Raw genomic sequence first — 16,304 nt, forward strand, 5'->3', positions numbered from 1 at the left:
ACCACCCCGACGGGAGCGCACCCATGCCCGACCGCACCACCCTCGTCACGGCCCTCCGCGGTGCCGGCTGGCACCCCGCCGCCTGGCGCGTCGCCGGCCCCGCCGCGCGACGCCTGAGCAGCCTCCGCCGCTGGCGCGACGTCATCGTGGAGCAGGACCGCCTCGGGATCGACGCCGTCACCCTCGAGGACTCCTTCACCGCCGGGCCCGTCGACGCCGGCGGCGACCTCGACACGAGGACGGTCGTCGGCCAGCTCGACGCCCTCCTGGTCGCCAGCGCGGTCGCTCCCGCGACGCGTGCCGTCGGGCTGGTGCCGACCGTCTCGGTGACGCACACCGAGCCCTTCCACGTCGCCACGGGCCTCCAGACCCTCGACCACGTCTCGCTCGGGCGGGCCGGGTGGCGGATCCAGGTGAGTCCGACGACCCGCGAGGCCGCGCTCTTCGGCCGCCGGCCCGGCGGTGACGACGCGGCGACGCTGTTCGCGGAGGGGCGCGAGGTCGCCGAGGTCGTCGCGCGACTCTGGGACAGCTGGGACGACGACGCGATCATCCGCGACGTCACGACCGGCCGTTTCATCGACCGGGACCGGATCCACAACGCGGAGTTCGTCGGTTCGCACGTCTCGGTGCACGGCGCGTCGATCGTGCCGCGGTCGCCGCAGGGCCGTCCGCCGGTCTTCGCGCTGGCGCACCGCGCGGACGCGGCCGCCTTCGCCGTCGACACCGCGGACGTCGTGCTCGTCACGCCCGGGTTCGACGGACTGGAGGCGCGGAGCACCCTGGCACTCGTCCGTGACGCCGAACAGGCGGCCGGCTCCGACGTCCGTCGTCCGGTCCTCGCGGACCTCGCGGTCCTCATCGGGTCGTCGGCGGACGAGGCCGCCGACACGCTCGCTGCGCTCGACGCCGCCGCGGGGACGCCCTATGCCGTCGGCTCGGGTTCCGACACCACGGTGCTCGCCACGACCGCCGCCGACCTCGTCGAGCGGATCGCGGACCTCCGGGCGCTCGGGTACGCCGGGGTGCGGCTCCGACCGCTGCGGATCCCGATCGACTCGACGGCGATCGCCCGGCAGCTCGTCCCCGCACTCGTGGCGGCCGGTCTGCGGGCCGACGTCGCATCCCGTCCCACCGCCGACCTGCGCACGCGGCTCGGCATCGCCCCGGCGGTCAGCCGGTACGCGTCCGACCGGTCTCACCAGGGGGTCTCCGCATGACCAGCAAGCGCCAGGTCCACCTCGCCGCCCACTTCCCGGGCGTCAACAACACCACCGTGTGGAGCGACGAGCGGGCCGAGAGCCAGATCGCGTTCTCGTCGTTCGAGCACTTCGCCCGGAACGCCGAGCGCGGGTACTTCGACTTCCTGTTCCTCGCCGAGGGGCTGCGACTCCGCGAGCAGAAGGGCCGGATCCACGACCTCGACGTGGTCGGACGGCCGAACACGCTCGCGATCCTGGCTGCCCTCGCCGGGGTCACCGACCACATCGGCCTCGTCGGCACCCTGCAGACGACGTTCAACGAGCCGCTCGAGCTCGCGAAGCAGCTCGCCACGCTCGACCACCTCAGCGACGGCCGGGCCGGCTGGAACGTCGTGACGAGCTCGGACGCGTTCCACGGCGCGAACTTCCGCCGCGGCGGCTTCCTCGACCACGCCGACCGGTACACGCGGGCGGCGGAGTTCGTCGAGCTGGCGCGGGAGCTGTGGGACTCGTGGCAGCCGGACGCCGTCGGCAGCGGTCTCGCCGCCGGGGCCTTCGCCGACCGTTCCCGCATCCGCGACGTCGACCACCACGGCCCGCAGCTCGACGTGACCGGCACCTTCCCCGTCCCGCGCAGCCCGCAGCGGCACCCGGTCGTCGTGCAGGCCGGCGACTCCGACGAGGGCCGCGACCTCGCCGCCCGGCACGCCGAGGTGATCTTCTCGCTGCACACGGAGTTCGACGACGCGCGCACCTTCTACGGCGACGTCACCGACCGACTGGAGCGGGTGGGACGGAGCAAGGACGAACTGCTGATCCTGCCCGGAGCGACCTTCACCCTCGGCGACACGCAGGCCGACGCCGAGGAGCGCTCCCGGGCGGTCCGTCGCGCGCAGGTCAGCCCGGCCACCGCGATCGCCTTCCTCGAGCAGGTGTGGAACCGCGACCTGTCGTCGTACGACGTCGACGGACCGCTGCCCGACGTCGAACCGGACGTCGAAGCCGAGACGATCACCCGTGGCCGCGTGCGGCACGTGCGCGACCCCCGCGCCCTCGTGCAGGGCTGGCGTGACCGAGCGGCAGCCGAGCACCTGTCGATCCGGGACCTCGTGATCGAGGTCTCCACCCGCGGCGGCTTCATCGGCACACCGTCGTCGATCGCCGCGGAGATCGACCGGTACGTGCAGGAGGGCGCCTCGGACGGCTTCGTCGTCGTCCCGCACACGAACCCGTACGGCCTCGACGACTTCGTCGACCGGGTCGTGCCGCTGCTGCAGGAGCGCGGCGTGTACCGGTCCTCGTACGAGGAGGGTGCGACCCTCCGCCGGACGCTCGGGCTCCCCGGGCACGTCCTCGATCGTCAGCAGGTGCCCGCATGACCGCCGTCCCGCTCGCCGTCCTCGATCTCGTGCCGGTGTCGTCGGGTTCGACGCCCGCACAGGCGCTGCGGAACACGGTCGACCTGGCCGCCGCCGCTGAGCGCGCCGGGTACGCCCGCTACTGGCTCGCCGAGCACCACCTCAACCCCGGTGTGGCGGGCAGTGCGCCGAACATCGTGATGGGCGCCGTCGCCGCGGCGACCTCGACGATCCGGGTCGGGAGCGCGGCGACCCTCGTCGGCAACGTCCGGGCGCTGCAGATCGCCGAGGCGTTCGGCACGCTCACCGGGCTGTACGGCCCGCGGTTCGACCTCGGACTCGGTCGCTCCGGCGCTCCCGCTCCCGGTGCCCCGAGTCCGCCGGCGCTCGAGCCCCGCGACGACGAGGTCGTCGACGGCCTCCTCGTCCCGTCGCCGTTCACGTTCCGGGTCGCCCCGGGCAGCCGGTTCGCGCTGCAGGGCGAGCTGCTCGGCCGGGTGCCCGGCGACGTCGAGCGGTTCGACGACGAGCTCGGGCTCGTCCGGGCGTTCCTCGCCGGCACGTACGAGCGCGACGGCGAGGTCGTCGACGCGACGCCCGCCGCGGGCAGCGCCGTCGAACTCTGGATCCACGGGTCGACCGGCGGCGCGAGCGCCCGGGCGGCCGGCGCCCTCGGTCTGCCGTACGGCGCGAACTACCACACGTCGCCGGGCACGGTCCTCGACTCGGTCCGCGCCTACCGCGAGGCGTTCCGCCCCGGCGTGCTCGACGCCCCGCACGTCATCGTGTCCGCGGACGTCGTCGCTGCCGCGACCGCCGCCGAGGCGTCGGAGCTCGCGCTCGGGTACGACCGCTGGGTGCACTCGATCCGCTCGGGCGTGGGGGCGGTCCCGTACCCGACCCCGGCATGGGCCCGCGAGCACCCCGTCGACCCGACCGTCGCCGCCGCCGTGGCCGACCGGGTGGCGACGCGCTTCGTGGGCGACGCCGCGCACGTGGCCGACCGGCTCGAGGTGCTGCAGCGCGTCACGGGCGCGGACGAGCTCCTCGTGACGACGATCACGCACGACCACGCCGCGCGGGTCCGGTCCTACGAGCTGCTCGCGGCGGAGTGGGCGGCGCGCGCGGCGCGCCCCGTGGCCGTCGGGGTCGCCTGACGCGGGTCCGTCAGGACCACCCCCGACGGGAGGCGCGGTGCCAGCGGGCACCGCGCCTCCCGTCGTTCCGGGCGCCGCTCCCGCGCCGGCGGCGCGTCCTGCGACCGGAGCACCCGCGCGGGCCCGGCGTGTGCGCAACGCACGACATCCCCGCCGTCGTGTGACGGCGGGGATGTCGTTCCGGGTGGCCCGGCAGCTCAGCTGTTGTCGAGCGGCAGGCCCTCGGGGTTCACCTCGGAGTGCTCCACGGCCTCGTTCGACAGGTTGTAGGCCGTGAGCCACTTGCCGTACGTGCCGTCCGCGATGAGCTCGTCGATGGCCGAGGCGATCGGCTTCGCGAGCCCGCTGCCCTTCTTCGTCGTCGCCGCGATGAGCCCCTGCAACGAGGACCCGGCGCCGGAGTACGTCCCCGCGGTCTTCGTCTCGTGGGCACTCCCGGCGCTCTGCTTGTTCGCGTACGCGATCGTCGGGTTCGGGCCGAAGTAGCCGTCGATCTTGCCCGAGTCGAGCGCGAGCTTCACCGCGTTGCCGTCCGGGTAGTACTTGACGTCGATGGTCCCGCCGGTCTTCTCGAGGTCGGCCTTCCACTCGAGCAGGATCTTCTCCTGGTTCGTGCCGGAGCTCACGGCGATGGTCTTGCCGGCGAGCACGGACGGGTCGCCGTCGAACGAGAGCGAGCTGTCGGCGGGCACCTGCAGCGCGAGGTTGTCCTGCCGGTACGAGGCGAAGTCGTACTTCTCCTTGCGCTGCTCGGTGACGGTGATGTTCGAGAAGCCGGCGTCCACCTTCCCGCCGTCGATGCCGACGAACAGGTTGTCCCACGTGGCGTTCTGCACCTCGGCCTCGAGCCCGAGCTTCGCGGCGACGAGGCGGCCGAGGTCGGGCTCCGAGCCGGTCAGGGTCTTCTGGTCGTCGCCGGTGAAGGCGAGCGGCGGGAACCCGGACGGCAACGCGCCGATCCCGATGGTGAGCTTGCCGGAGGACTTCACGTCGGCGGGGAGGGCGTCGTGCAGCTTCTGGTCCTCCTCGACGGTGACCTTCGTCTCGGTCGCGGCGCCGTTCGACGCGGCACCGATGGTCACCGTCCCGTCGGACGAGCCGGCACCGGCGTCGGCGTTCGCGTTCGCGGCGCACCCGGCCAGGGTGACGACGACGCCGGCGGCGAGGACGAGGGCCCCGGCGCGGTGACGCCAGCGGGCAGGGGTGATCGTGGACATGGTGCTCCTGAGGGTCGGGATCGGTGGGAGGACGTGCGGGAGAGCAGGTGGCGGACGACCGCCTCAGCGCACCCGGGAGAGGAAGTCGCGCGTGCGGGCGTGCTGCGGTGCGTCGATGACCTGCGCGGGCGGGCCCTGTTCGACGACGCGCCCGTGGTCGAGGAACACGACGTGGTCGGCGACCTCGCGGGCGAACGCGACCTCGTGCGTGACGATGACGAGCGTCGTGCCGGACGCGGCGAGGGACCGGATGACGCCGAGCACCTCGCCGACGAGCTCCGGGTCGAGCGCCGAGGTCGGCTCGTCGAGCAGGACCACGGACGGGTCGAGGGCCAGCGCGCGGGCGATCGCCACGCGCTGCTGCTGCCCACCGGAGAGCTGTCGAGGCCGGGTCGCGGCGCGGTCGCCGAGTCCCACGCGCTCGAGCAGCTCCTGGGCGCGGGCCTTCGCGGTCGCAGCGGGGACACCCGCGGCGATCGGACCCTCCGCCACGTTCTCGAGCGCGGTGAGGTGCGGGAACAGGTTGAAGTGCTGGAACACGAAGCCGATCCGGGAGCGCTGCCGCAGGATCAGGCGCTCGGGGAGCTCCTTGTAGCGCGGGACGCCGCGGCGGCCGGTCCGCACCCTGACGCCGATGGTCTCGCCACCGACCGTGACGACGCCGCGGTCGAGTGGTTCGAGGTGGTTGATGGCCCGGAGGAGCGTGGACTTGCCGGACCCGGACGGACCGAGGACCGCGGTGACGCTCCCGGACGGCAGGGTGAGGTCGACGCCGTCGATGACCACCTGGTCGCCGAACGCCTTGACGGCGCCGTGGATGCCGATCGCTGCACTCATCAGTTGGCCCTGTCGTCGATCGGAGCGGAAGGGGCGGCGGGCGCCGACCCCGTGGCGGAGCCGGTGCCGACGTCGACGCGGCGGTCCGCGCCTCCAGTCCGGCCGGAAGGCCCGCCGGGACCCCCGCCGGCAGACCGGCCGCCACCCCGCCGGACCGCAGCCCGCACGCGCTGCCACGGCGTGGGCGGCAGCGTGCGGACGGACCCGCGGGCCGTCCACCGCTCCACGTAGAACTGCACGACCGACACCGCGCTCGTGAGCGCCAGGTACCAGATCGTCGCGACGACGAGCAGCGGGATGATGTCCGTCGGGTAGGTGCTCGACAGGTTCTGCACGACGCCGAACAGGTCGAGCAGCGAGACGTAGAACAGCAGTGACGACGCCTTGAGCAGTCCGACGACCTGGTTCACGAACGCCGGCACGATCGACCGGAGCGCCTGCGGGAGGACGACCCGGACGAACTGCCGACGGCGGGGGAGGCCGAGCGCCTGCGCGGCCTCGAGTTGCCCGTGGTCGACCGCGAGGACCCCGGCCCGGACGATCTCGGACGCGTACGCGATCTCGCTGAGACTGAGCGCCAGGACGCCGATCGCCAGGTCGCTCAGGACGTTCGCGGTCGGTACCTGGAACTGCGGCCCGAACGGGACCCCGACGCCGATCGACGGGTACAGCGACCCGAGGTTGTAGAGGAAGACGAGCACGAGGATCAGCGGCACCGACCGGAAGAGCCAGACGTACCCCCAGGCGAGACCGGACAGCACCGGGTTGCGGGAGAGTCGCGCGAGTGCCACGACGACGCCGCCGGCGAAGCTGATCACCGCGCTGAGGGCGGTCGCGACGAGCGTGAGCTGCAGGCCGGTCAGGATCGCCGGGCTGAACAGCCACTTCCCGACCGCGGGCCAGCCCCACGACTCGTTGGTGAAGAGGGTCTCGACGAAGTTCAGCAGCACCACGAGCACGATGCCGGCGGCGATCCACCGCACCGGGTGGCGCAGCGGCACGACGGGCCGGTCGAGCGCGGCACGTGCGGCCACGTCGATGGTCAGGTCGGCGGGCGCTGTCGCGCCGTCCGGTCTGGAGGCACGGTGCGCGTCCGGTCCGCGCCGCACGTCGGTCGTCTGGGTCATGTCGCGACCGTACGAGCGGTCCGGCGGGCCCACAATGGTGCGCGAAACACACCGGCACACGGCGGAACACGACGTAACCTCCGGGCTATCGTGACGCCATGAGCGCACACCGCGTGACCGTGCCCGAGCCGCCTGCGGACGGCAGCGCGCCGAAGGGGCCGGCGTCCTACTTCCCGAGCATCGAGAAGACCTACGGCCGCCCCGTGCAGGAGTGGCTGGACCTCGTGGCGGACCGGCTCGACGACCACCGGCACATGCAGGTGGTCGCGTGGCTGAAGGCCGAGCACGGCATGGGTCACGGGCACGCGAACGCGCTCGTCGGGTTCGTGCGGAGGGCGCTCGGGGACGGTTGACACGGTTGTCAGTGGTGCGCGATGATGGGTTGACACGGTTGACGCTCGATCGGAGGCTCGACATGGCGACCACGCAGCACGCACGGCGCACCGACCCGACGCGGGGCGCGGCGCACGGCCGGCCGCGGCAGGGACCGGTGACGGGCGGCGACGCGCTGAGCCCGGTCGAGGAAGCCCTGATGGTCGAGCTCCGGCAGCGGCTCGTCCTCGGGCGGTACGACGCCGTGCTCGACGACGACGCCGACGTCGAGGCACTGGCGGACCGCATGGTGGCGGCCCTGCCGACCGTCAAGCACGAGGCCGACGCGCTGATCGGCCCCTTCTACGACACGCCGACCCTCGCGGCCTGGCGCGGCGTCACGCGGCAGGCCCTCAGCAAGGCGACCGCCAAGCGCGACCTGATCGGACTGAAGATCGGGGACGGCTCACTCGTGTTCCCGTCGTTCCAGTTCGGCGCGACCGGGGCACCGCTGCCGCACCTGCGCCAGGTGCTCGCCCTCGTCGACCCGGACCGCATCGACCCGTGGGGCAGTGCGCTGTGGCTGAACACCGCGGCAGACGAGTTCGACGGCACGACGGCGGCGGTGGCACTGCGTGACGGGCGCGAGGAGCAGGTGCTCGCCGCTGCCCGCCGCGCCGCGCACGCCTGGGCAGCGGACGCGTGACGCCGAGCCGGAACGAGGTCGCCCAGCGCCCACCGCGTGACGACCTCGACCTGTCGACGTTCCCGGCGGAGGAGTCCCGCGGCACCACCTTCTACCGTGCGAAGCGGCACGACCGCGGTGCCTGGTGGTTCGCGAGCACCGAGCCGGACGCCGACGGCGTGGACGGCGGACGCTTCGACCTCGCCGTGCCCCGCGGTACCTGCTACTGGGCGGACTCGGTCGAGGTCGCGGTGCGCGAGCGTCTGGCGCACCACGTCCTCACGACGAACACGGTGTTCGCGGCGCGGGCGCGCGAGATGGTCGTCGTCGCCGCACGGGCATCGCGGGGCCGGCGGTTCGCCGACGTGACCCACCCGGCGGCCGTGCGGTCGGGCGTCGGGGCGGAGCTGCAGACGATGGGCGACTACCGTGTGCCGCAGGCCTGGGCGCGAGCCTTCGACGCGGCGGGGTTCGCCGGCGTCCGGTACAGCACCCGGTTCACGAGCGCGTCGGCGGCGAACGCGTGGGCGGTGTTCGGCGCGGCGGGGATCCCCAGGCGACCCCGGCCGGAGCGGGTGCACCGTGACGGGGTGGCCGCGTGCCGCGAGTCCGGCATCCGGGTGCTCGACGACGGCTCGGAGTCCGGGCCCGAGCGGTTCACGTTCGCGACCCCGCCCACCGGGTGAGCCGTCGCAGGCCGGTGCCCGGGCGGTGTCGCTGCCGCTGTCGGTGGCCGGCCCTACCGTGACGGCGTGGCCGAACCCGTCGACGCATGGTGGCGCCGCCGACAGTGGTCGCGCGGTGTCCCGGTGCCCTACGCCGTGGGCGAGTTCCGCGCCGAGTGGGCCTCGTACCCGGTGCTCATCCGGCAGTACCACCCCGACTGGAACCACGGCGTCGTCCTGAGCCAGGTCCCGCCGGCGGCCGAGGTCCTGCTGACGTGGGAGTGCGACGTCGGCCACGTCTTCGTCGCGACGCCCGCCGAGCAGCGCTCCCGTCCCGGGCGCGAACGCCGCCGGTCGGTGTGGTGCCCGGAGTGCGCCGTGCAGGCCCAGCCGCAGCGGTGGCCGGTGCTCCCCGAGGACTGGCCGGGCTCGGTGCCGGTGCCCCAGCGCGCCGTTTGCGCCGTCGGTCGACAGACCCTCCCCGCAGCGCCGGCGCGCGGCGTCCCCTCCCGCGCGGCTCTCGCTCCCGCGGCCGCCGGTGTGCCCGGCGGGATGCCCGCCGGGGCGGTCGCCTCGTCGCGTGCACGTCCGGGTCGCGCCGTCGGACGCGGTGCCGGACGGAGCGTCGGCCGTGCTCGCCAGGACGTCCCGCGCTCGATCTGCCCGAAGACCCCGAGGCTACCGTCGGGGGAGTCCTTCACGAGCGTCTGCGCGCCGGCGACGGCCTCCGCGGTCGAGGCCGAGCTCCGCGCAGCCCTGTCGGAGCGCTTCGCGTTCACGTTCGACCACACCGCGATCCGTCTCGACCGGCCGTTCTTCGACCACGTCGAGGTCTGGCCGGACGTGATCCTGCCGGAGCTCCGCGTCGCGATCGAGTACGACTCCACCGGCCGTCACGGGCTCGAGCACGTCGGACCTCGGCTCGAGACCGACCGCCGGAAGGACCGCGCCGTCCGGGCCGTCGGGTGGGAGGTCGTCCGCATCCGGACCGGACGGCTGCAGTCGCTGGGGCCGTACGACCTCGAGGTGTCCGGCGTCTCCGGCCGGACCGTCGAGCGCCTGGTCGACACCCTGCGCGAGATCCGCGGCGCCCTGTTCGTCGACGCCTACGCGCGCTGACGCCCGCGCCTGCCCGAGCCCGCGCCTGCCCGAGCGCGCGCCTGTCCGTGCGCGGCGGCTGCCCGCGCACGACTCTTCGCGCTGAGCGACACTTCACGCCGCGACCCCGCCGTGACGTGTCGCTCAGCGCGCAAAGTCCCCGGCGAGGTCGAGGCAACCCGCGCCGCACAGCCCCGAGCGCGCCGCGTCAGCCGCGGAGCGCCAGCGCCGCGCTGCGCCAGCGCGTCCACAGCGCCCACGGGTCGGACACGCCCGCCGCCACGACCTCGACGTGCGCGAGCAACTCCGGCGTCACCCGGAACCACTCCGTCCCCGGGTACCGCGCGCCGGCGAACTGCGCGTGCCGTCGCCGCTCGAGCCCACGGTCGCCCCGCTCGAACCCGAGGAGGTCCTGGTGCGGGATCGCCGCCAACCGCTGCCGGGGGTTCGTCGTCGTCCCGATCTTGATGCGGTCGCCGAAGTCGTCGCGCATCCGGAGGTAGTACACGACGTCGACCCGCGGGGGAGCGAGGTCGCCGTCCGGCACGTCGCCCCACCGCCACTCGCACGTGGCGCACACGCTGCCGGACGGGAAGCGCACCCCGACGCGCGAGCCGCACACCGGGCACGGGCCGGGCAGCACGTCCTCGACGCCGGCGTGCTCCGCGGCGGCCTCGAGCACGAGTGCGAGGTGTCCGTGGCAGAGCGGCACGCCGGACACCCCCGTGCCGTCCGCCGCCGACGCCGGGCAGCCGGGAGCGCAGCACGAGGTGACCATGCTCAGGACGCTAACCGGACCCACCGACCCCGCGCCTCCAGACAGGGACGCGATCCGGGCCGGAACGCGACCCGGCAGGGACGCGACCCGGTCCGGACGCCCGCGTCAGTCGAAGATGACGCCCACCGGCTCGCGCTTCTCCTCCTGGAACCGGTCCTCCGCCCGCCCGAGCGCCCAGTACGCCGACAGCGACAGCTCCGCCTTCTCGAGCCCCCAGTCGTCCTGCAGCACCCGTCGGATCGCCTTGATCGCGGTCCGCTCGCCGTGTGCGAAGACCTGCACCGGCCGGGAGGCGCGCTCCAGCCCGCGGACCGCCCCCAGCAGGAGCGTGCCCGGCTCGGCGCCGGTGGCGTCGCGGTGCAGCCACCGCAGGTCGACCCCGGCCGGGTGGACGAGCGGCAGCTCGTCGGCGGGACCGGCCACCTCGACCAGGGCGACGCCCGTGGCCTCGGCGGGCATCGCCTCCAGTGCGGCGCCGATCGCCGGGAGGGCGCTGTCGTCGCCGAGCAGCACGTGCGTGACGGCCGGGTCGTCGGAGGGGGCGTACCCGCCACCGGGGCCGGAGAGGGCGAGCAGGTCGCCCGGCTGCGCGCCGGCGGCCCAGGGGCCGGCGAGGCCCTCGTCGCCGTGCACGACGAAGTCGACGGCGATGGTCCGGGCGTCGAGGTCGATCGCGCGGACGGTGTACGTGCGGCGCGCCGGACGGTCCTCCTTCGGCAGCGTGGCGCGGAGGGCGTCGAGGTCGTAGGGCGGCGTGAGGCCGAGCGACGGCTTCGCGAGGAGGAGCTTCACGTACGTGTCCGTGGCCCCGAGGCGCTCCGGGTCGGCGGCCGACAGGAAGTCCTCGAACGCGGGGCCGCCGAGGTGGACGCGGACCATGTGCGGCGAGAGCCGCTCGGTGCGGTCGACGACGAAGACGTGCTGGGGGCGCTGGGGCTTCTCGGACATCGGGCGGTGGTCCTCTCGCTGGGAGTCCGGTGCTTGACCGGAGCGCTACTGAGGCTAGCCTTACCTCATGTCCGCCACCGTCGTCCCGTTCTCGGAACTGCTGCGGACCCGTGCGCGTCGAGCGGACGGGCTGCCGACGGGGAACGGGTTCGTCGACGACCTGCAGCGCGGCACCTGTGACGTGGCCGACTACGCCGACCTGCTCGGGCAGTACGCCTTCGTGTACGACGCCCTGGAGCGCGCGGCGGAGCGGCTCGCCGACGACCCGGTCGTGTCCCGCTTCGTCACGCCCCAGCTGACGCGGATGCCCGCGATCCGTGCCGACCTCGAGTACCTCGTCGGGCCGGACTGGTCCGAGCTCGTGTGCCCGATGCCGGCGACCCGGGCGTACGTCCGACGGTTGAACGAGGTCGCCGCCGAGTGGCCGGCGGGCTTCGTCGCGCACCACTACGTGCGGTACCTCGGCGACCTCGGCGACTGCGCCACGATGGGCCGGTTGCTCGAGGAGCGCTTCGGGTTCGAGACGAACGGCGTGCTGCTCTGGATCTTCGACCAGGTCGCCGACCCCGCCGCGTTCGAGGACACCTACCGGGCGCAGCTCGACGCGGCGCCCTGGTCCGCCGCCGAACGGGCCCGGGTGTCGGCGGAGGTCGACCTCGCTGCGACGCTCGACGCGGCCCTGCTCGCGGCGCTGGACGCCCGGCGCCCCGGCGTGTTCGACATCGCCTGACGACGTCCGCTGCGGGCGGTGCGCGGTCCGTCCGGACGGTTGTCGTCACCCGGTCCGACGGGCCGATACGCTGCTCGGGAACCGGGACGAGCCTCCCGACGGACCTGGAAGGACCACATGACGGCGATCGACGGATCGACGCGCCACGGGCGCGCACGTGACGACGTCAGCGGCGCGGTCGACAGCGACCTGCGCGCGGACGTGCGGTACCTCGGCAACCTGCTCGGGCGGGTGCTGCGCGAGACCGGCGGCGACGACCTCCTGCGTGACGTGGAGGACCTCCGGGCTGCGGTGATCGACGCGTTCGAGGGTGCCGAGGCCGAGGGCGCCGCCCGGGCCGAGGCGATCGTCGCGGGGATGTCCGCCGAGCGGGCCGAGGCGGTCGCGCAGGCGTTCACGACCTACTTCCACCTCGCGAACCTCGCCGAGGAGCACCACCGTGTCCGTGTGCTCCGGCAGCGCGGCGACGACGGCGGACTCGCGGGCGACTCGTTCCCCGCCACGTACGCGTCCCTCGTCGAGCAGGTCGGCGCGGACGCAGCCGCCGCGCGGCTCGGGGCGCTCCGGTTCCACCCGGTCCTCACCGCGCACCCGACCGAGGCTCGCCGCCGCGCGGTGACCACGGCGGTGCGTCGCATCACCGACCTCATCGACGAGCGCGACCGCGCGAAGAACGGCACCGCGCGCGCCGAGAACGAGCGTCGCCTGCTCGAGGAGATCACGACCCTCCTCCGCACCTCGCCGCTCCGCACGACCCGGCCGACCCCGCTCGACGAGGTCCGGACGGCGATGAGCGTGTTCGACCAGACGCTCTTCGAGATCGTCCCGCAGGTGTACCGCCTGCTCGACGACCGGCTGCTCGGGGACGACGCCGGCCGCGTGCCGGTGACCGCGCCCGCCTTCGTCCGGTTCGGCACGTGGATCGGCGGCGACCGTGACGGCAACCCGCACGTCACCGCCGATGTCACCCGCCAGGCCGCCGAGATCGCGGCCGAGCACATCCTGCTCGGCCTCGCCCGCGCCGCCACCCGCATCGGCTCCGCGCTGACCCTCGACGCGGCGGACACCCCGGCCGACCCGGGTCTGCAGGCGCTCGTCGCGGCGCAGGAGGCGCTCGACCCCGCCATCGCCGAGCGCATCGGCGTCCGCGCCCCGAACGAGACCCACCGCCGGGCCCTGCTCTTCGTGGCCGCTCGCATCCGGGCGACCCGCCGCGGCCAGGACGGCATCGCGTACGGCGGCCCCGAGGAACTGCTCGAGGACCTCCGGGTCATCCAGGCGTCGCTCGTCGCCGCCGGGGCCGTCCGCACCGCGAACGGCGAGCTGCAGAACCTCGTGTGGCAGGTCGAGACGTTCGGCTTCCACCTCGCGGAGCTCGAGGTCCGCCAGCACTCGCAGGTGCACCGGACCGCGCTGGCCGAGATCCGGGCCGGCGGCGAACTGAGCGAGACCACCGAAGAGGTCCTGTCCGTCTTCCGGACCATCGCGCACCTGCAGCGCCGCTACGGCGTCCGCGCGGCGCACCGCTACATCGTGTCGTTCACCCAGTCGGCGGCCGACCTGGCGAACGTGCACGAGCTCGCCGTCGCGGCGCTCGGTTCGGCCGAGGCGGCGCCCGTGCTCGACGTCATCCCGCTGTTCGAGACCTTCGCCGACCTGCACGCCAGCGTCGACATCCTCGACGAGGCCGTCCGCACCGAGGCCTTCCAGCGACGTCTGGCAGCGACCGGGCGTCGGCTCGAGGTCATGCTCGGCTACTCGGACTCGTCGAAGGACGTCGGCCCGGTGTCGGCGAACCTGGCGCTGTACGACGCACAGGCGCGCATCGCCACCTGGGCCGCCGAGCACGACGTCGAGCTCACGCTGTTCCACGGCCGCGGCGGCTCGCTCGGCCGTGGCGGCGGTCCTGCGAACGAGGCCGTGCTCGCGCAGCCGCCGGGGTCGATCGACGGCCGGCTCAAGCTCACCGAGCAGGGCGAGGTCATCTTCGCCCAGTACGGCGACCAGGACATCGCCGCGCGGCACCTCGAGCAGATGGCCTCGGCCACGCTGTTCGCGTCGTCGCCGTCGAACGAGGCACGGACTGCTGCCGCGGCGGACCGGTTCGCGGACCTCGCGGCGCAGCTCGACGAGGTCTCCCGGCACACCTTCTACGACCTGGTGAAGGCCGACGGCTTCGCGCCGTGGTTCGCCCGGGTCACCCCGATGGAGGAGATCGGTCTCCTGCCGCTCGGCTCCCGTCCGGCCCGTCGTGGCCTGAGCGTCGAGTCCCTCGAGGACCTCCGTGCGATCCCGTGGGTGTTCTCGTGGACGCAGGCGCGGATCAACCTCGCCGGCTGGTACGGCCTCGGCTCGGCGCTCGAGGCGGTCGGCGACGTCGACCTGCTCCGCACCGCCTACGCCGAGTGGCCGCTCTTCGGCGCGATGATCAAGAACGTCGCGATGTCGCTCGCCAAGACCGACGAGCACATCGCCCGCCGGTACCTGGAGCTGGCCGACCGCGACGACCTCGCGGCGAAGGTGCTCGACGAGATGGCCCGCACCCGATCGTGGGTGCTCCGGGTCTCCGGCGGTGCCGAGGTGCTCGAGGACCGCCCGGTCCTGGCCCGTGCCGTCCGGCTCCGCAGCCCGTACGTCGACGCGCTCTCGCACCTGCAGCTGCGGGCGCTGCGCGCGATCCGCACGTCCGGCAGCACCGACCCGACGGACGCCGACCACCGGCTCCTCCTGCTGACCGTCAACGGGGTGGCGGCCGGCCTGCAGAACACGGGCTGATCGCGTCGGACGCGACCCCGAGACCGACAGGAGGCGCGGTGCCAGTCGGCACCGCGCCTCCTGTGCAGGCTCGGTCGGCGCGCTCCGCGTCGCCGCTGAGCGGGGCGCGCCCGTCCGTCCTCGGGTCGCGGCCACCACCCGTGGCCAGGCCGGCCCTTGTCGAATCGATTCGGCGCGGCGTAGCGTGACCATGGTGACGACGGAGCGCGAGCAGACGAGGCCGACGACCGCCCGACCCGTACTGCCGCCGATCGTCCCGCTGGCGTTGATCGTCGGGGTGTCGCCGTTCGCGACGGACATGTACATCCCGGCGCTGCCGACCATCGCGCGCGACCTGGGCACGACCCCGTCGAGCGTGCAGCTCTCGCTCACCGCGTTCCTGGTGGCCTTCGCGGTCGGCCAGCTCCTCGCCGGGCCGGTGAGCGACGGCATCGGGCGGCGTCCGCTCCTGCTCGTCGGGACCGTGGCGTTCGCGGTGGCGTCCGTCGGCTGCGCGCTCGCCCCGGACGCCATGACGCTCGTCGTCGCCCGGGTGGTACAGGGCCTCGCCGGAGCAGCCGGGGCCGTGGCGGGGCGGGCGATGGTGTCCGACACGACGACGGGCCCCCGCACGGCGAAGGTCTTCGGCACGCTCGCAGCGATCAACGCGATCGGCCCCGTCGTCGCTCCGCTCGCCGGGGGAGCGGTGCTCACGATCGGGACCTGGCGGCTCATGTTCGTCGTCCTCGCGGTGTTCGGTGCGGTGTTCGCCGTCGCCGTGCTCGTGTCCTTCCGGGAGACCCTGCCGGCGGCTGCGCGCGGTGGCGTGACCCTCGGCGCGAACTGGCGACGGATCCGGGAGCTCCTCGCGATCCCGCGGTTCCGCGCCTACGTGCTCACCGGGGTCCTCTCGACGATCGGGTTCTTCGCGTACATCGCCACGAGCTCGTTCGTCTTCCAGTCCGAGTTCGGGTTCTCCGAGGGGCTGTACACGCTCGTGTTCGCGTCGAACGCCTCGATGATGATCATCACGACGCTCGTGTTCCGGCGGGTGGTCGGGCGGTTCTCGGAGGACGGCCTGCTCGCGTTCGGACTGGTCGTCGGGACGCTCGGAGCGTGCGGGGTGCTCGCGTCCGCCCTGCTCGGACTCGGACCCGTGCCGGTCTGGTGCTCGCTCGCGGTCGTCACCGCGGCGTGGGGCTTCGTCCTCCCGGCAGCGATGACGCGCACGCAGCACGTGGGGGGAGCGCACCCGGGGACAGCGGCGGCGCTGCAGGGCGGGCTGACCTTCGGACTCGGCGGCCTCGGCACGCCACTGGCCGGCGCGCTCGGCGGGACGGCGGTCGCGATGGGTGCGGTCATGGCGTCCCTGATGGCCGCCGCGGTCGTGGTGCAGCTCGTCGCCACGCGCCGCGCGCGCGGCTGAGGCGACGCGG

The 16,304-nt window shown here is 74.1% G+C and carries 15 protein-coding genes; 10 read left to right on the forward strand and 5 right to left on the reverse strand.

Annotated features, from left to right (window positions below; genetic code table 11):
• The first annotated feature begins 23 nt into the window (after positions 1 to 23).
• Genes ACY3FI_RS07155 through ACY3FI_RS07165 form a run of 3 tightly spaced genes read left to right on the forward strand, consistent with a single transcriptional unit; the run spans position 24 to position 3,717 of the window.
• A complete protein-coding gene (locus tag ACY3FI_RS07155; RefSeq protein WP_462550093.1) occupies positions 24 to 1,220 on the forward strand; it encodes an LLM class flavin-dependent oxidoreductase in 1,197 nt (398 codons plus the stop codon).
• A complete protein-coding gene (locus tag ACY3FI_RS07160; protein ID WP_462550094.1) occupies positions 1,217 to 2,581 on the forward strand; it encodes an NtaA/DmoA family FMN-dependent monooxygenase in 1,365 nt (454 codons plus the stop codon). The genes ACY3FI_RS07155 and ACY3FI_RS07160 overlap by 4 nt, the downstream gene beginning before the upstream one ends.
• Positions 2,578 to 3,717 carry an LLM class flavin-dependent oxidoreductase gene (locus tag ACY3FI_RS07165; protein ID WP_462550095.1) on the forward strand — a complete coding sequence of 380 codons (1,140 nt, stop codon included), beginning with the start codon at positions 2,578 to 2,580 and terminating at the stop codon, positions 3,715 to 3,717. Before ACY3FI_RS07160 ends, ACY3FI_RS07165 begins: the two co-directional genes overlap by 4 nt.
• A 197-nt stretch (positions 3,718 to 3,914) precedes the next feature.
• On the opposite strand, the gene ACY3FI_RS07170 is transcribed toward ACY3FI_RS07165, so the two are convergent.
• The 3 genes from ACY3FI_RS07170 to ACY3FI_RS07180 all read right to left on the reverse strand — a co-directional run bounded on the left by ACY3FI_RS07170 (position 3,915) and on the right by ACY3FI_RS07180 (position 6,898).
• The gene (locus ACY3FI_RS07170; protein ID WP_462550096.1) at positions 3,915 to 4,934 is read right to left on the reverse strand and encodes an ABC transporter substrate-binding protein; all 1,020 of its coding nucleotides are present in this window, start codon (positions 4,932 to 4,934) and stop codon (positions 3,915 to 3,917) included.
• 63 nt (positions 4,935 to 4,997) lie between these two features.
• Positions 4,998 to 5,771, reverse strand: a complete 774-nt coding sequence (locus ACY3FI_RS07175) for an amino acid ABC transporter ATP-binding protein (protein WP_462550097.1) — start codon at positions 5,769 to 5,771, stop codon at positions 4,998 to 5,000.
• Complete coding sequence (locus tag ACY3FI_RS07180; RefSeq protein ID WP_462550098.1) at positions 5,771 to 6,898, reverse strand: amino acid ABC transporter permease; 1,128 nt, start codon at positions 6,896 to 6,898, stop codon at positions 5,771 to 5,773. Before ACY3FI_RS07180 ends, ACY3FI_RS07175 begins: the two co-directional genes overlap by 1 nt.
• 98 nt (positions 6,899 to 6,996) lie before the next feature.
• Here ACY3FI_RS07180 and ACY3FI_RS07185 point away from each other — a divergent pair, with 98 nt between their 5' ends.
• From ACY3FI_RS07185 to ACY3FI_RS07200, 4 genes are all read left to right on the forward strand, one after another.
• The gene (locus ACY3FI_RS07185; protein WP_462550099.1) at positions 6,997 to 7,251 is read left to right on the forward strand and encodes a DUF4287 domain-containing protein; all 255 of its coding nucleotides are present in this window, start codon (positions 6,997 to 6,999) and stop codon (positions 7,249 to 7,251) included.
• Between the two features lie 62 nt (positions 7,252 to 7,313).
• Positions 7,314 to 7,916 (forward strand): hypothetical protein, encoded by a 603-nt coding sequence (locus ACY3FI_RS07190; RefSeq protein WP_462550100.1) that lies wholly within the window; start codon positions 7,314 to 7,316, stop codon positions 7,914 to 7,916.
• Positions 7,913 to 8,581, forward strand: coding sequence for an RES family NAD+ phosphorylase (locus ACY3FI_RS07195; RefSeq protein ID WP_462550101.1), 669 nt, complete (start codon positions 7,913 to 7,915; stop codon positions 8,579 to 8,581). The genes ACY3FI_RS07190 and ACY3FI_RS07195 overlap by 4 nt, the downstream gene beginning before the upstream one ends.
• Before the next feature lie 66 nt (positions 8,582 to 8,647).
• Entirely contained in the window at positions 8,648 to 9,679 is a 1,032-nt protein-coding gene (locus ACY3FI_RS07200; RefSeq protein ID WP_462550102.1) for a putative endonuclease domain-containing protein, read from the forward strand.
• Between the two features lie 187 nt (positions 9,680 to 9,866).
• On the opposite strand, the gene ACY3FI_RS07205 is transcribed toward ACY3FI_RS07200, so the two are convergent.
• Positions 9,867 to 10,436 carry a GIY-YIG nuclease family protein gene (locus ACY3FI_RS07205; protein ID WP_462550103.1) on the reverse strand — a complete coding sequence of 190 codons (570 nt, stop codon included), beginning with the start codon at positions 10,434 to 10,436 and terminating at the stop codon, positions 9,867 to 9,869.
• A 105-nt stretch (positions 10,437 to 10,541) separates the two neighbouring features.
• Entirely contained in the window at positions 10,542 to 11,384 is an 843-nt protein-coding gene (locus tag ACY3FI_RS07210; RefSeq protein WP_462550104.1) for a siderophore-interacting protein, read from the reverse strand.
• 67 nt (positions 11,385 to 11,451) lie between these two features.
• Between ACY3FI_RS07210 and ACY3FI_RS07215 the strand changes: the two genes are divergently transcribed.
• From ACY3FI_RS07215 to ACY3FI_RS07225, 3 genes are all read left to right on the forward strand, one after another.
• On the forward strand, positions 11,452 to 12,114 hold the full coding sequence (locus ACY3FI_RS07215; RefSeq protein WP_462550105.1) for a biliverdin-producing heme oxygenase: 663 nt from the start codon (positions 11,452 to 11,454) through the stop codon (positions 12,112 to 12,114).
• Between the two features lie 117 nt (positions 12,115 to 12,231).
• A complete protein-coding gene (locus ACY3FI_RS07220; protein ID WP_462550106.1) occupies positions 12,232 to 14,889 on the forward strand; it encodes a phosphoenolpyruvate carboxylase in 2,658 nt (885 codons plus the stop codon).
• 190 nt (positions 14,890 to 15,079) lie between these two features.
• On the forward strand, positions 15,080 to 16,294 hold the full coding sequence (locus ACY3FI_RS07225) for a multidrug effflux MFS transporter (RefSeq protein ID WP_462550107.1): 1,215 nt from the start codon (positions 15,080 to 15,082) through the stop codon (positions 16,292 to 16,294).
• The last annotated feature ends 10 nt before the right edge of the window (positions 16,295 to 16,304 follow it).

The sequence above is a fragment of the Curtobacterium sp. RM9 genome (assembly GCF_054956955.1).